This window comes from Streptomyces sp. NPDC007901, from assembly GCF_042959465.1.
Classification (GTDB): Bacteria; Actinomycetota; Actinomycetes; order Streptomycetales; family Streptomycetaceae; genus Streptomyces.
Genome location: NZ_JBIBKW010000007.1, coordinates 475,973 through 489,221, shown reverse-complemented (window position 1 = coordinate 489,221; position 13,249 = coordinate 475,973). Strand labels below are relative to the sequence as shown.

Annotated in this window: 16 protein-coding genes and 1 pseudogene; 9 read left to right on the top strand and 8 right to left on the bottom strand. The window is 69.1% G+C overall.

The window, feature by feature from the left end; genetic code table 11:
• The first annotated feature begins 57 nt into the window (after positions 1-57).
• The gene (locus ACFZDK_RS25320; protein ID WP_390975840.1) at positions 58-1,854 is read left to right on the top strand and encodes a 5'-nucleotidase C-terminal domain-containing protein; all 1,797 of its coding nucleotides are present in this window, start codon (positions 58-60) and stop codon (positions 1,852-1,854) included.
• A gap of 534 nt (positions 1,855-2,388) precedes the next feature.
• On the opposite strand, the gene ACFZDK_RS25315 is transcribed toward ACFZDK_RS25320, so the two are convergent.
• A complete protein-coding gene (locus tag ACFZDK_RS25315) occupies positions 2,389-2,625 on the bottom strand; it encodes a hypothetical protein (protein ID WP_390975913.1) in 237 nt (78 codons plus the stop codon).
• A 106-nt stretch (positions 2,626-2,731) separates the two neighbouring features.
• Here ACFZDK_RS25315 and ACFZDK_RS25310 point away from each other — a divergent pair, with 106 nt between their 5' ends.
• Positions 2,732-4,519 carry an ABC transporter transmembrane domain-containing protein gene (locus tag ACFZDK_RS25310; protein WP_390975838.1) on the top strand — a complete coding sequence of 596 codons (1,788 nt, stop codon included), beginning with the start codon at positions 2,732-2,734 and terminating at the stop codon, positions 4,517-4,519.
• Between the two features lies 1 nt (position 4,520).
• Here the strand turns inward: ACFZDK_RS25310 and ACFZDK_RS25305 are convergent, their stop codons facing one another.
• Together ACFZDK_RS25305 and ACFZDK_RS25300 are read right to left on the bottom strand one after the other, a co-directional pair.
• The gene (locus ACFZDK_RS25305; RefSeq protein WP_390975836.1) at positions 4,521-5,240 is read right to left on the bottom strand and encodes a winged helix-turn-helix domain-containing protein; all 720 of its coding nucleotides are present in this window, start codon (positions 5,238-5,240) and stop codon (positions 4,521-4,523) included.
• A gap of 55 nt (positions 5,241-5,295) precedes the next feature.
• Complete coding sequence (locus ACFZDK_RS25300; protein ID WP_390975834.1) at positions 5,296-6,033, bottom strand: PH domain-containing protein; 738 nt, start codon at positions 6,031-6,033, stop codon at positions 5,296-5,298.
• A gap of 65 nt (positions 6,034-6,098) precedes the next feature.
• Between ACFZDK_RS25300 and ACFZDK_RS25295 the strand changes: the two genes are divergently transcribed.
• The 3 genes and pseudogenes from ACFZDK_RS25295 to ACFZDK_RS25285 all read left to right on the top strand — a co-directional run bounded on the left by ACFZDK_RS25295 (position 6,099) and on the right by ACFZDK_RS25285 (position 7,166).
• Positions 6,099-6,380 (top strand): Uma2 family endonuclease, encoded by a 282-nt coding sequence (locus tag ACFZDK_RS25295; RefSeq protein WP_390975832.1) that lies wholly within the window; start codon positions 6,099-6,101, stop codon positions 6,378-6,380.
• 180 nt (positions 6,381-6,560) lie between these two features.
• Positions 6,561-6,800: pseudogene (locus ACFZDK_RS25290) on the top strand (IS200/IS605 family accessory protein TnpB-related protein); the annotation flags it as partial.
• Positions 6,801-6,881: 81 nt separating this feature from the next.
• Positions 6,882-7,166, top strand: a complete 285-nt coding sequence (locus ACFZDK_RS25285; protein WP_390975830.1) for a hypothetical protein — start codon at positions 6,882-6,884, stop codon at positions 7,164-7,166.
• A gap of 14 nt (positions 7,167-7,180) precedes the next feature.
• Here the strand turns inward: ACFZDK_RS25285 and ACFZDK_RS25280 are convergent, their stop codons facing one another.
• Positions 7,181-7,453 carry a hypothetical protein gene (locus ACFZDK_RS25280; protein ID WP_390975828.1) on the bottom strand — a complete coding sequence of 91 codons (273 nt, stop codon included), beginning with the start codon at positions 7,451-7,453 and terminating at the stop codon, positions 7,181-7,183.
• Positions 7,454-7,569: 116 nt separating this feature from the next.
• Here ACFZDK_RS25280 and ACFZDK_RS25275 point away from each other — a divergent pair, with 116 nt between their 5' ends.
• The 4 genes from ACFZDK_RS25275 (at position 7,570) to ACFZDK_RS25260 (ending at position 9,461) form a co-directional block, all read left to right on the top strand.
• Positions 7,570-8,394, top strand: a complete 825-nt coding sequence (locus ACFZDK_RS25275) for a Scr1 family TA system antitoxin-like transcriptional regulator (protein WP_390975827.1) — start codon at positions 7,570-7,572, stop codon at positions 8,392-8,394.
• Entirely contained in the window at positions 8,391-8,612 is a 222-nt protein-coding gene (locus ACFZDK_RS25270; protein ID WP_390975825.1) for a DUF397 domain-containing protein, read from the top strand. Before ACFZDK_RS25275 ends, ACFZDK_RS25270 begins: the two co-directional genes overlap by 4 nt.
• Positions 8,613-8,748: 136 nt before the next feature.
• Positions 8,749-9,105 (top strand): DUF6247 family protein, encoded by a 357-nt coding sequence (locus tag ACFZDK_RS25265; protein WP_390975823.1) that lies wholly within the window; start codon positions 8,749-8,751, stop codon positions 9,103-9,105.
• Positions 9,102-9,461 carry a hypothetical protein gene (locus tag ACFZDK_RS25260; RefSeq protein WP_390975821.1) on the top strand — a complete coding sequence of 120 codons (360 nt, stop codon included), beginning with the start codon at positions 9,102-9,104 and terminating at the stop codon, positions 9,459-9,461. Before ACFZDK_RS25265 ends, ACFZDK_RS25260 begins: the two co-directional genes overlap by 4 nt.
• On the opposite strand, the gene ACFZDK_RS25255 is transcribed toward ACFZDK_RS25260, so the two are convergent.
• From ACFZDK_RS25255 to ACFZDK_RS25240, 4 genes are all read right to left on the bottom strand, one after another.
• Positions 9,436-10,860 (bottom strand): ATP-binding protein, encoded by a 1,425-nt coding sequence (locus tag ACFZDK_RS25255; protein ID WP_390975820.1) that lies wholly within the window; start codon positions 10,858-10,860, stop codon positions 9,436-9,438. The two genes, ACFZDK_RS25260 and ACFZDK_RS25255, sit on opposite strands and share 26 nt — an antisense overlap.
• On the bottom strand, positions 10,857-11,591 hold the full coding sequence (locus tag ACFZDK_RS25250; RefSeq protein ID WP_390975818.1) for a response regulator: 735 nt from the start codon (positions 11,589-11,591) through the stop codon (positions 10,857-10,859). The genes ACFZDK_RS25255 and ACFZDK_RS25250 overlap by 4 nt, the downstream gene beginning before the upstream one ends.
• A 115-nt stretch (positions 11,592-11,706) precedes the next feature.
• Positions 11,707-11,940 carry a hypothetical protein gene (locus tag ACFZDK_RS25245; RefSeq protein WP_089101737.1) on the bottom strand — a complete coding sequence of 78 codons (234 nt, stop codon included), beginning with the start codon at positions 11,938-11,940 and terminating at the stop codon, positions 11,707-11,709.
• Positions 11,941-11,972: 32 nt separating this feature from the next.
• The gene (locus ACFZDK_RS25240; RefSeq protein ID WP_390975816.1) at positions 11,973-13,124 is read right to left on the bottom strand and encodes a trypsin-like peptidase domain-containing protein; all 1,152 of its coding nucleotides are present in this window, start codon (positions 13,122-13,124) and stop codon (positions 11,973-11,975) included.
• Positions 13,125-13,249: the final 125 nt, after the last annotated feature.

Here is a 13,249-nt window from a genome sequence, read left to right as displayed (position 1 = left end):
TTGACCTTAGGCTGCGCCGGATCGGCCCACTTCTCAGCTGACCCACAGGGGGGTTCCATGCAAGCGAAGTCCAGACGGTCCGGACGCCGTACGTACGCACTGCTCGCGTCGGCCGCCGGGCTCGCCACCGTCGCGGCCCTGGCGAGCGCGCTGCCCGCCGACGCGCACTCCGGCAAGGGGCACGGGCACCACCGGCCCGACCGCTACCAGGACGTCCAGCTGCTCTCCTTCAACGACCTGCACGGCAACCTGGAACCGCCGTCCGGCTCCTCCGGACGGGTCACCGAACTCCAGGCCGACGGGACGACCAAGACGATCGACGCGGGTGGGGTCGAGTACCTGGCCACCCACCTCCGCCAGGCCCGCGCCGGGCACCCGTACTCCATCACCGCCGCCGGCGGCGACATGGTCGGCGCCTCGCCGCTCATCTCCGGGCTCTTCCACGACGAGCCGACCATCGAGGCGCTCAACAAGCTCGACCTGGACGTGACGACGGTCGGCAACCACGAGTTCGACGAGGGCGCGAAGGAACTCGCGCGCCTGCAGAACGGCGGCTGCCACCCCACCGACGGCTGCTACACGGACCAGAAGTTCCAGGGCGCGGACTTCCCCTACCTCGCGGCCAACGTCCTCGACGAGAAGACGAACAGGCCGATCCTCAAGCCGTACTGGGTCTGGCAGAAGAAGGACGTCAAGATCGGGTTCATCGGCGTCACCCTGGAGGGCACGCCGAACATCGTCTCCGCGGACGGCGTCAAGGGCCTGACCTTCAAGGACGAGGTCGAGACCATCAACAAGTACGCCAAGGTGCTGCAGCGCCAGGGCGTCCAGTCGATCGTGGCGCTGGTCCACGAGGGCGGTTTCCCGAGCTCGTCGTCGTACAACTACGACTGCGACTCGCCGGGCGCCGGTGACGGCATCTCCGGCCCGATCGTCGACATCGCGAAGAACGTGACCCCGGCCGTGGACGCGCTCGTCACCGGCCACACCCACACCGCGTACGTCTGCACGATCGACGACCCGGCCGGCAACCCCCGCATGGTCACCTCGGCCGCCTCCTTCGGCCGCCTCTACACGGACACCACCCTCACGTACGACCGCCGTACCGGCGACATCGCGCGTACGGCCGTGCAGTCCGCGAACCACGTGGTCACCCGGGACGTCGCGAAGGCGCCCGACCTGACCGAGCTGATCGGCAAGTGGAACACCCTCGCCGCCCCGATCGGCAACCGCGCCATCGGCTACGTCTCCGCCGACGTCAACAACACCGGCACCGAGTCCGCGATGGGCGACCTGATCGCCGACGCCCAGTTCGCGTACGGCAAGGAGCTGGACCCGGAGACCGACCTGGCGCTGATGAACCCGGGCGGTGTGCGGGCCGGCCTCACCTACGCGGCCAAGGGCGCCGAGGGCGACGGCGTCGTCACCTACGCCGAGGGCTTCACGGTCCAGCCGTTCGCCAACACCGTGAACCTCCAGGACTTCACCGGCGCCCAGCTGATCCAGGTGCTCAAGGAGCAGGTGAGCGGCTCCAACGCGGCCGCCCCGAAGATCCTGCAGCCCTCCGGGAACCTCACCTACACGCTGGACCTGACCAAGACCGGCGCCGACCGGGTCGTCACCGACTCCATCCGCCTGAACGGCGCGGCCGTCGACCCGGCCGCCACCTACCGCGTCGCCACCAACTCCTTCCTCGCGGGCGGCGGCGACGGCTTCACCACCCTCGGCCTGGGCACCAACGACCTGGTCGGCACCGACGACCTGTCGGCCCTCGCGGAGTACCTGACCGCCAACTCCTCGGCCACCGCCCCGCTCGCGCCTCCGGCCACGAACCGGATCACGATCGTGCAGTAGCCCCCAGCCCCAGCCCCCCGCCCTCCCTCACGGGCCCGGTCCGCGCAGCCGCGCGCACCGGGCCCGTTCTGTTTTATAAAACCTGTGTGAGGTGGGGTTTGGTTCCTCGTTGCTCCTGAAAATATGTCTCAGCTGTAATTCATCCATGTCTTAGTGAAAATGGCTTTCTTCGGCTCGCGGGTCGCGTAATGTTTTCCATGTCGAAAGCGAACGGCGCGGACGACAGAACGAAATGGATCGAAGGAGAAGATCATGAGCTTCCACAAGATCGTCCCGGTGAAGAAGGCCGACAAGCCCGCCCCGAAGCCGGCGGCCAAGAAGAAGGACTGCAAGAAGTCCCAGCCCAAGCGCCCTGTGGGTCACCGGTAAGTCGCCAGCGTCAAGGAGGGAATCACCATGAGCTTCCACAAGATCGTCCCCGTCAGGAAGAACCACAAGCCCGCTCCGGCCCCGAAGAAGCCCGCGCCGAAGAAGCCGGCTCCGAAGCATCGCCCGGTCGGCGACGAGCGCTGACAAAGAATTTACAGACGTAATTCAAATCAATTCACAGGTCATTGCAGCAGAGCGGTAAAAGAACTGTTGCAGAACCAGGACAGAACTTCCGGCAGAAGCCGTTACCGAGAGGAACAGCACCATGAGCTTCCACAAGATCGTCCCCGTCAGGAAGAACCACAAGCCGGCCCCGGCCCCGAAGAAGCCCGCGCCGAAGAAGCCGGCCCCGAAGCGCCGCCCCGTCGACAACGGCTGAGGCAGCAGCACGTAGAGCAGCACGTAGCGAGGCGGGGTCACCGGTTACGCGTGGTCGCACCGGTGGCCCCGCCTCGGCCATGTCCACCCCCGTCGTCCCCGCCGATACCTCTGAAGGGAGTTGTCGACCATGAGAGAAGCCCTCGTGGCCTTCCGCCGCTTCTGGCCGCTGACCCGCGGCGACCGCAAGTGGCTGTGGGTGATCATCGCGTGCGTGGTGGTGTCCGCGCTCGCCGAGACCGCCGCGATCCTGCTCTTCGCGAACCTCACCGACAACGCCCTGGAGGCCGGTTCGCTCTCCGCCTTCTGGGGGCCGGCCGGCGCCTGGCTGCTGGTCGCCGCGCTGGGCGCGTTCGTCGGCTACCTCGGCAACTCACTGGCCACCTGGACCGCCGAGAGATTCGTCCTGCGGCTGCGCGCCAAGGTCTTCCGGCACGTCCAGGACCTGCCCCCGCACTTCTTCCAGAAGCACCGCCAGGGCGACCTGGTGGAACGCCTCACCGGTGACGTCGAGGCCATCGAGCAGATGGTGGTGTCGGGCGTCGTCGGCACCGTCGCCGCCGCCTTCTCCGCCGTCTTCTACTCGGCCGCCGCCTTCTGGCTGCGCTGGGACCTGGCCCTGGCCACCTTCGTCCTCGCGCCCCTCTTCCTGTTCGCCGCCCGCCGCTTCTCCGGCCGGATCAGGACCGCCTCCCAGGACGAGCGGGTCGCCGACGGCGCGATCACCTCCGTGGTCGAGGAGTCCCTCGGCAACGTCGTCCTCACCCAGGCGTACAACCGCCGCCAGGACGAGGAGAAGCGCCTGGACGTCGAGGCCCGCGCCTGGATGCGGGCGAGCGTGCGCGGCGCTCGCCTCAGCGAGATGTACGCCCAGTTCGTCGAGGTCGTCGAAACCCTCTGTGTACTGGCCGTCATCGGTCTGGGCGTCTGGGAGATCTCCGCCGACCGCATGACCCTCGGCCAGCTCCTCGCCTTCGCCGCGTTCCTCGGCTACCTCTACCCGCCGATCCGCAACCTCGGCCAGCTCGGCCTCACCCTCACCGCGGCCACCGCGGGCGCGGAGCGCATCAGCGAGATCCTGGACGCCGAACCCGCCGTCACCGACCCCGCCCGCCCGGTCGCCCCCTGGCCCGTCCGCGGCTGGGTCAGCTTCCACAACGTCTCCTTCCGCTACCCCGAGTCCCCCCGCGCCTCCCTCCGGGACGTCGACTTCGCGGCCGGCCCCGGCGAACTGGTCCTGGTCACCGGCAAGAGCGGCGCCGGCAAGTCCACCCTCTCCAAGCTCCTCACCCGCTTCTACGACCCCTCGGCCGGCGTGATCTGCCTCGACGGCGTCCCGCTCGGCGACCTCCCCCTGGAGTTCCTCCGCGAGAACGTCGCCCTGCTCCCGCAGCAGACGCTGATCCTCAACGGCACGGTCCGCGAGAACATCGAGTGCGGCCGCCCCGGCGCGACGGACACCGAGATCGAACAGGCCGCCCGCGACGCCGCAGCCCACGACTTCGTCACCACCCTCCCCGAGGGCTACGACACCCACATCGCCCCCGGCACCGCCGCCCTCTCCGGAGGCCAGCTCCAGCGGATCGCCATAGCCCGCGCGATGCTCCGCGCCGCCCCGGTCCTCGTCCTCGACGAGCCGACGGCCGGCCTGGACGCGATCGCCGCCCGCCAGGTCGTCGCCCCCCTGCGCAGGCTCATGGCGGGCCGTACGACCATCATGATCACGCACGACCTCACCCTCGCCCCCGACGCCGACCGCATCCTGGTCGTCGACCGCGGCCGCCTGGTGGAGGCGGGCACCCACTCCGAACTCCTCGCCCGCGAGGGCGCGTACGCCGGCCTCGCCCACCCCCTCCCGGAGGCGATCGCGGCGGAGTCGGCGCCGGTCCCGGACGAGACGATGATCCTCAGGTGGTAGCTCAGCCGGCGGGAGCCGTCCGCAGGGTGTACCCCATCCCGCGCACGGTGTGGATGAGCCGCGGTTCGCCGCGGCTCTCCAGTTTCCGCCGCAGGTACATGATGTAGACGTCCAGCGTGTTGGACGACGGCTCGAACTCGAATCCCCAGACGTCCCGCAGGATCCGCTCCCGGCTGAGCACCCGCCCCGGATGCCGCAGCAGGAACTCCAGCAGCGAGTACTCGGTCCGGGTCAGATCGGCGGCCCGCTCCCCGCGGTGCACGGTCCGGGTCCGCAGATCCATCGCCACGTCCTCGAAGGCGATACACGGGTCCCCGGGCGACCCCGGTCCCGGCTCCGGCTCCCGCCGCGGACTGCGCCGCAGCAACGCCCGCACCCGGGCGAGGAGTTCCTCGTTGGCGAAGGGCTTGGCCAGATAGCCGTCGGCCCCGTTCTCGAGGGCGACGATGCGGTCCCCCACCGCGTTCCGCCCCGTGATCATCAGAATCGGCACGGTGGACCCGGAGGCCCGGATCCGCCGGGTGGCCGCCAGCCCGTCAAGACCCGGCATCTCCACATCCATCAGCACCAGGTCGGGCGCGCTCCCCGGAGCCCCGACGAGATCGAGGGCCACTCTGCCGTCCCCGGCGAGGAGCGTCTCGTATCCCTCGAACCTGAGCAGCCGGCCGATCCCGTCCCTCACGGCCGCGTCGTCGTCGGCCAGCAGAATCTTCCTCGCCATCTGACAAACGTGTGACGAGGGGCTGTGACGGGGCTGGGGGTGGGATGTGGATGGGCTACGGCTGCCGGGCCGGGGAGCGCGGCGGCCGGGCGCTCCAGTACCGGTCGAGTACGACGGCGAAGACGACGCTCGAGGCCACGGGCACACACACCATGAGCAGGAACGGGTGGTCCGGGCGCCCTGCAACGGCCCGCCAGATGTCGACCACGAGCATGAGGACGAAGACCGCGATCCCGCCGTATGTCCCCCATACCCACGCCCTGCGCCGCACCACCCCCCGCTGGATCCGCTCCTCGACGTCCGGACGGCGCTCCCAGGTGAGGCTGCGGAGCGGGGCCGCGGCCAGGCACAACTCCGCGACCTCGGCGTAGGGGTCGTCCAGTTGCCAGTCGTTGAGGTGCCACAGCAGGAAGCGGCGGCCCTCGAAGTCGTACAGGTAGGTGAGCCACTGCGGGGCCGCCCGCCCGGAACCGCGCGGAGCCTGCTCCACCCGGATGTCGTACACCTCTGACCAGGCCCAGGTCCGCGCACGCAGCGGGCCCTGCGCGGTGATCCCGGCGGCCGTGACCCTGGTGCGCGCCCGGAACTGCTCCAGCGCGATCCGCGCGATCGTCAGGGCCATCAGCAGCGCGAAGACCGGTGGCCCCCACCAGAACCCGCTTCCGTCCCCGTCGCGGGAGACCCGGCTGGTCTGGATGAACGCGTTCACCATCAGCAGCCCCGGCAGGAGGAGGTACGCGAGGGGCGGCTTGCGCCGCCTCCGGTACTCCCGCTCGACTCCACCCTCGTCCACGAACCGTGCCCCTCCCCAGACGCACCGAACGGGTGCGCGACTGGGGAGAGGATAAGGCGGTCTACGTGACGGACGACGGGCTCGGTCTGACGGCTGCGGCTGTACGGGTCGTCTTCGAAGTCGCCTCTCCTGGGAAGCGCAGTCCAGACCGCGACCGCGTCCGCAAGCGCCGTGAGTACGCCCGCGCCGGAATCCCGGTGTACGTGATCATCGACGACTACGACGGCCAGGGCGCCGTCACCCTCTTCACCGGGCCCCGCCCCGAAAAGGCCGACTGGGAGGACATCCACCGTGTCCCCTACGGCACCGAGGTCACCGTTCCCGAGGGGCCCGCCAAGGGGTTGTGAACTGGTGGTGGTTGGCGGCACGTGAGTGTGTTCTGGCACGTGTGAGTGAGCTTCCCGGTAGTGGTGGGCGGACTCCCGCTCATAGGGAACGGGAGTTCTTGCGTCGAATGCGTGACCTTCTATGGTGGCGGTCGGGGTGTGGTGACAGCTTTCTTCGACATGGGCCCAGAGGGGATCGAGGTGGGCGGACTGCGGGATGTGGCGGCGTCGTTCGTAGTACCCGGACCCTCGGGTGTCACGGTCCGTATCCGGCTCAAGGGCCTGACCGGCGGGGACGAGCAGGTGCTCGGCCTGGTCGGCGACCACCTCGGCACGCTGGCCTCTAGGGATCTGAAGACGCGGTGTGCGGCCGGGCTGGAGCACGACAGTGAGCGGTGGGCCGAGCGTAAGCGTGTCCTGACCGGGGAGTCGTCCTCGCGATAAGGGCGTAAAACTGCCCCGAACGAGTGGGGACCCCTGACGACGGGCCAGACGGCCCCGCGACGGGACCATGGTGTGCTTATGGCAGACGACACGACCATCCAAGTGTCCCGACAGGTCAGGGACCACCTCGCCCAACTCGCCAAGGAGCGAGGTGTGACCGTGGGACAGCTCGTCGAGGACCTGGCGGCACAGCAGCTCACCACTGATCAGATCGTCGAGCGAGTGGCGGCCACCCGCAAGGTCCTACGGGAGCGGATGGGTTGCTCTTTGACCGATGAGGAGTTCGATCAGAGGTCGGATGTGCTGGCCAACCTCTACGCGGTGGCAGCTGAGAAGATGCGCGCCCGGAGGAACACGGTGTGATCGATCTTGGGGCGTCAGTCGTGCTCCAGCAGACGCCCGCCGCGGCTGACCGCGATCCGGATCACGTCCTCCAAGGACTCGGTTGCCCGCGTCAGGGCGGACCGTACGGCGAACTCCCCCGCCTTCTCGTCGGCGAGAACGGCCCGGGCCCCGGCCAGTACGTCCTTGCCCGAGGCGAGTTGAGCCACCTCGACGCTGTCCGCGAGGAGGGAGAGGCTACTCCGGGTGTCGTCGGTGCTGAGGTAGCAGGGGCGGCCGTCGAGGTTGGTCCAGGGGAGGAGGCGCATGCCGGGGTCCTTCGGAGTGGGGAGATCACTGTTCGTGCTCTGATCGTCACTGACGGACCGTACGCTGCGGAAGGGGGCCGGAGTTGACGACGGCTCCCGGCAACGGGAGGGGTGACGTGGGCGAACAGGCTGACGCGGGACCGGTTTCCGGGCGGGCCGTGCTGGGGCAGACGTTGAAGGTGCTTCGGGACAAGGCCGGGAAGTCGCTGGGGCAGCTGGCCGCCGAGACCGGGTACGACAAGAGCTATCTGAGCCGGCTGGAGTCCGGGGAGCGGCTGTCCAAGGTGACGGTCATGGAGGACTTGGACGGGTACTACGGCACGGGTGACCTGTTGGTCAGCCACTGGAAGGTGGCTCGGCTGGACGCGTTCAAGGACCAGTACAAGGAGTACATGGGACTGGAGGCGACGGCCCGGGTCATCCGGGTGTTCTCGCCGGGCATTCCCGGACTTCTCCAGACCGAGGACTTCGCTCGTGAGGTGTTGTCCGGGGCGCTGACAACGGCAGCCGGAGACGAGTCGGTCGAGGAGCAGGTGGCCGCGCGACTCGGTCGGCAGTACCTGCTGAGGCAGAAACCTCAGCCCGAAGTCCGGGTCATCGTGGACGAGTTCGCGTTCCGTCGTCCCGCCGCCCAGGGCGAGACCTGGCAGGACCAGTTGCGTCATCTTGAGGCCGCCGCGCTGTGGGCCAACGTGACGCTCCAGGTACTCCCCTTCTCCGCGGGGGCGCATCATCATATGATCGGGTCGCTGACGCTGCTCTGGCAGCGGGACGGAAGCGCCGTCGCCTACACGGAAGGCAACAGCAAGGGTTGGTTGTTCGAAGATCCGGACGAAGTCCTGCGGGAGCGACTGTCCTACGATCGGCTCCGCGACCTGGCACTGTCCCCGCCGGACTCGCTCGCGTTCATCAGGGACCTACTGGAGGAGCACGGACCATGACCCGCACCCCCGACCTCAGCACCGCGGTGTGGCGCAAGTCGAGCTACAGCGACGGGGGTGCCAACAACTGCGTCGAGGTCGCCGACGGCCACCCCGACATAGTCCCCGTCCGGGACAGCAAGCTCCCGGCCGCCCGCCCTCTCGTCTTCTCGGCCGTGTCCTGGTCCGTGTTCGTGGCCGGGGTCAAGGAGAAAGTCGGGCGGCGCACCTTCGGGTGACATATGCCCGAAGTCCTGATGTTCGAGGCGGCGCCGCCCACACGCTGGATCCCGTGACCACGACACGAACGACCGATCCACGGAGTGCGAGGCGGCTATGGTCGTAGACCTGAAGCGCCGAAGGAGGGCATCGGTCATGACCGCTCACGCCACGGAGAACGGCCAGGTCATCCCGCCGATGCCGGAGCGGACGCCCAAGGCGCTGCGCGCGGCCATCGCCGAGCATGCCCCCGTGCTGCTCCCCGACTTCGACAGGCACTGGAAAAGGGCGATTTCCTCGAGCGCCGACACCTTCAATCTTCCCCCTGTGCCGGCGTTCATGGCCTTCTGGTGGGGGGAGTACGCCCTTGCCCGCGATCCTAGGTTGGACGCGCACGTGCACGATCTCGAACTCCGGGCCTCCGAGTCCACCGAGGGCGCCGAAGCCAGGGCCCTTCTCGAAGAGGCGTCGAAGATTCGTCACCGAGTGCAAAAACTGGAGCCCGGCGAGTGACCGACGGACTTATGGGGCCACCTTGGCAGATGGACTGGCGGCTTGATGCCCTTGCCGCCTATGAGGCACTGCCCGGCCATGTTCGTGAGATCATCCGCGCCGCGCGGGCCGAACTGATCACGGTGAAGGACCCTTATGTCCGAGGCATCGAAACAGATGTCTGCCTTCCTGATGGCATGCAGGTGATGCCGGTCCGATCCAGTGACCCGAAGGGCGCTCGTGTGCTCTTCTTCGACGACGACAACGGCTGGCGCAAGTACACGTTCGTACCCCGCATCGAAGACCCTCAGATCATCGTGGAACAGCTTGTCTGGCTGGGAGTCGAGCCGTCTACGGAGCCTCCGGCGGAGCCGTAGGCGCACCCGGCAGCCGTACGGTCGCCACCGTGCCGCCGCCGTTCGCGCGGGCCAGGGTGACGTCGCCGCCGGCCTGCTGGACCGTGCGCGCCACGATCGACAGACCCAGCCCCGAGCCCGGGAGGGCCCGTGCGCTCGGGGAGCGCCAGAAGCGGTCGAAGACGTGGGGGAGTTCGTCCTCGGCGATGCCGGGGCCGTGGTCGCGGACCGTCAGGACGCCGCGGTCCAGGGCGACGTCGATCGTGCCGCCCTCGGGGCTGAACTTCACCGCGTTGTCGAGGATGTTGACGATCGCGCGCTCCAGGGCGGAGGGCTCCGCCCGTACGAACCACGGCTGGACGTCCGCCGTGATCGTCAGCTCCGGGCCGCGCAGGCGGGCGCGGCGCAGGGCCGCCTCGACCGTGTCCTGAAGGGCCACGATCTGCACACGCTCACCGCGCTGCCCCTCCGAGCGGGACAGCTCCTGCAGGTCGCCGATCAGTGCCGCCAGCTCCGTCATCTGCGCCTTCACCGAGGCGAGCAGCGCCTTGCGGTCCGCCGGGGGCAGGGGGCGGCCCGTCTCCTCGCTGCGGGTGAGGAGCTCTATGTTCGTGCGCAGGGAGGTGAGGGGGGTGCGGAGTTCGTGGCCGGCGTCGGCGATGAGCTGTTGCTGGAGTTCCCGGGAGTTGGCCAGGGAGGTGGTCATGCTGTTGAACGAGCGGGACAGGCGCGCCACCTCGTCGTCGGCGTCCGCCTCCACCGGGATGCGGACACTCAGGTCCTCGGTGCGGGCGACGTGTTCGACGGCCTCGGTGAGTTCGTCGACGGGACGCAGCCCCGCCCGGGCGACCGCGAGGCCCGCGGCCCCGGCACCGATGACGCCGATTCCGGAGACGAGGAGGAGGATCAGGGCGAGGTCGTTGAGGGTGTTCTGGGTGTTCTTCAGGGGGAGCGCGGTGGCCAGTCCGACGAAGGATCCGCTCTGGGTGCCGAACACCTGGATCATCACGCGCAGCGCGTCGCCGTTCTCGTCGGTGCCGTTGCGGAAGTAGTACCTGTCGGTGTTCCCGGCTTTGATGATGTCCTTGTCGGCCTGAGTGATCTTGATGACACCCGTGGAGCCGGGCAGAAGGCAGGCCTTGCCGTCGATCGTGACGCCCTGGGCGTAGCTGGTCCGGTAGCTGTTGTCGTTCTGTGGAGTTGCGGAGCAGTCGAGGAGGGCGGCGCTGAGGACCTGGGCGACCGGCCCGTGCTGCTCCTTCTGCAAGTCGTTCGTGAGCTGCTCGTACAGTTTCCCCTGCACGATGAACCAGCACGTCACCGACACCGCGGCCACCGCGAACGCCACCGCTGCCGCGACCAGCATGGAGAGGCGGGCGCGGATCGGGAGGGTGCGGAAGCGGCGGGTGAGGGTGTTCACTCGGCGCCGCCCTGGCGCAGGACGTACCCGACGCCGCGCACGGTGTGGACGAGGCGCGGTTCGCCGCCGGCCTCGGTCTTGCGGCGGAGGTACATGACGTAGACGTCCAACGAGTTCGACGACGGTTCGAAGTCGAAGCCCCAGACGGCCTTCAGGATCTGCTCGCGGGTGAGGACCTGGCGCGGGTGGGCCATGAACATCTCGAGGAGGGTGAACTCGGTGCGGGTCAGTTCGACCTGGCGGCCGGCCCGGGTCACCTCGCGCGTCGCGAGGTCCATGCGCAGGTCGCCGAAGGTGAGCGCCTCGTCCGCCTCGGCCCCTTCGACCACGGACGCCGCGTACGAGCTGCGGCGCAGGAGGGCACGGATACGGGCGAAGAGCTCGTCGAGTTCGAAGGGCTTGACCAGGTAGTCGTCCGCCCCGGCGTCGAGCCCGGTGACCCGGTCGCCGACCGTGTCGCGGGCCGTCAGCATCAGGATCGGGGTCGTGTCGCCCGCGCCGCGGATGCGGCGGGCGGCCGTCATGCCGTCCATCCGCGGCATCTGGATGTCGAGGACGACCAGGTCCGGCTTGTAGGCCGTCGCCTTCTCCAGCGCGTCGGCGCCGTCCACCGCGACCTCGGTCTCGTACCCCTCGAAGGCGAGGCTGCGCTGCAGGGCCTCGCGTACGGCCGGCTCGTCGTCGACGATCAGGATGCGCTGGGGTTCACGGTCGCCATCGGCGGGGCTCATCGCTCGCGGTTCCTCAGGGTGTGATGGTTCGGGATGCGGTGGTTCCTGGTGGACGCCTCTCAGCCTCGCATGTTTCCGGGCTGTCGGGTATGCACGCTGGTGGGCCGGAACGCCCCTAGCCGCGTACCAGGGTCATGCGGCTCAGCGGCACCTTGCGCTGGTGCGGCCGGGCCGCGGAGGTGCGCAGGCCCATCAGTTGCGGGGCCGGCGCGACCTCCGGGGCGCGCGGGGCCGGGGTCGGGGCCACCGTCGCCTCGGTCGGTGCGTGGAGCTCGTACGCCACGGCAAGGGCCAGGCTGAAACCGGCCGGGCTGTCGGCGGCCATCGTGTGCGAAACCTGCTTGATCATGACGTACTCCCTACGTGCTCGTGCTGGGTGGTTCAGCTGGTGGAGCCCGCCCGCAGCTTGGCCAGGTCGGACTTGACGGTGTTGATCGGGATGGCGAAGCCGAGGCCGACACTGCCCGCGTCCGAGGAGGACGAGGAGGAGTCGGAACTGGCCGAGTACATCGCCGAGTTGATGCCGATGATGTTGCCGCCGGCGTCGATCAGCGCGCCGCCGGAGTTGCCCGGGTTCAACGAGGCGTCCGTCTGGATCGCCTTGTAGGTCGTCGTCGACGAACCCGTGTCGCCGTTGAACTGCTGGCCGCCGAAGGAGAACGGCCACTGGCCGGCGCCGCCGCTGCCCTGGCTCTGCTGGTCCTGGCCCTCGTCGGTGGAGACGGTCACGTCCCGGTCGAGGGCGGAGACGATGCCGCTGGTGACGGTGCCGCTGAGGCCCTCGGGGGAGCCGATTGCCACGACCGTGTCGCCGACCTGGACCCCGTCGGAGTTGCCGAGGGTGGCGGGCGTCAGGCCGGAGGCGTCCTCGAGCTTGATGAGGGCGAGGTCCTTGGCGCTGTCGGTGCCGACCACCTTGGCGGTGTAGGACTTGCCCTCGCTGGTCGTCACCTTGACCGACTGGGCGCCGGAGATGACGTGGTTGTTGGTGATGATCTCGCCGTCGCTGGTGATGATCACGCCGGAGCCGGTGGAGGTGCCGTTGCTGAGGGTCGCGGTGATCTCGACGACGCTCGGGCTGACGGCCGCGGCGATCGTGGCGACGTCGCCCTTCTTGCTGGAGGGCACCACGCTGGTGGTGGTGCTGGAGGAGACGGTGTCGTTCTTGCCGGTCAGCTCCTGGAAGGCGTACGCGGTGCCGCCGCCCACCGCCGCCGCGACGATCGCGACCGCGGCCAGCAGGGCTATCGGGCCCCGGGCGCGCTTCTTCGGCGCCGAGTGCGCGGCACCCTCGGGAGCGGCGCCTTCGTGGGGGGCCGAGAACTCCGGGAGCTGTGCGGTCTCCGGCTCCACCGTCACCGCCTGCGGCGCCGGCTGCGGCGTCGGCTGGTGGGCCGGCGGGGGCGGCCACTCCGGGTTCACGGGGGAGGGAGCGGAGGCGTGCTGCTGCTGGGGGTACGCGCCCTGGTAGGCGTCACCCTGGGGACCCTGCGGGTTCTCGTACTCGCCGCTGCGGCGGAAGCTCTCGGTCATGACAAATAGCTTGTCCCGTGACCATGAGAGCTTCCTGAGTGCCCGCTGAGAAGGCCGCGAGAAGCGCGTTTGCCCGAAATAAGGAACCTTCTCGCAGGTCGGCGAGGGTTCTCAGAAGGCGTTCA

What these genes read in the sequence shown, in the direction of transcription:
- ACFZDK_RS25245 (WP_089101737.1), bottom strand. Translation starts at nt 11,940, where the DNA reads ATGATCAAGCAGGTTTCGCACACGATGGCCGCCGACAGCCCGGCCGGT.
- ACFZDK_RS25265 (WP_390975823.1), top strand. Translation starts at nt 8,749, where the DNA reads ATGACCGCTCACGCCACGGAGAACGGCCAGGTCATCCCGCCGATGCCG.
- ACFZDK_RS25305 (WP_390975836.1), bottom strand. Translation starts at nt 5,240, where the DNA reads ATGGCGAGGAAGATTCTGCTGGCCGACGACGACGCGGCCGTGAGGGAC.
- ACFZDK_RS25280 (WP_390975828.1), bottom strand. Translation starts at nt 7,453, where the DNA reads ATGCGCCTCCTCCCCTGGACCAACCTCGACGGCCGCCCCTGCTACCTC.
- ACFZDK_RS25320 (WP_390975840.1), top strand. Translation starts at nt 58, where the DNA reads ATGCAAGCGAAGTCCAGACGGTCCGGACGCCGTACGTACGCACTGCTC.
- ACFZDK_RS25310 (WP_390975838.1), top strand. Translation starts at nt 2,732, where the DNA reads ATGAGAGAAGCCCTCGTGGCCTTCCGCCGCTTCTGGCCGCTGACCCGC.
- ACFZDK_RS25285 (WP_390975830.1), top strand. Translation starts at nt 6,882, where the DNA reads ATGGCAGACGACACGACCATCCAAGTGTCCCGACAGGTCAGGGACCAC.
- ACFZDK_RS25240 (WP_390975816.1), bottom strand. Translation starts at nt 13,124, where the DNA reads ATGACCGAGAGCTTCCGCCGCAGCGGCGAGTACGAGAACCCGCAGGGT.
- ACFZDK_RS25270 (WP_390975825.1), top strand. Translation starts at nt 8,391, where the DNA reads ATGACCCGCACCCCCGACCTCAGCACCGCGGTGTGGCGCAAGTCGAGC.
- ACFZDK_RS25250 (WP_390975818.1), bottom strand. Translation starts at nt 11,591, where the DNA reads ATGAGCCCCGCCGATGGCGACCGTGAACCCCAGCGCATCCTGATCGTC.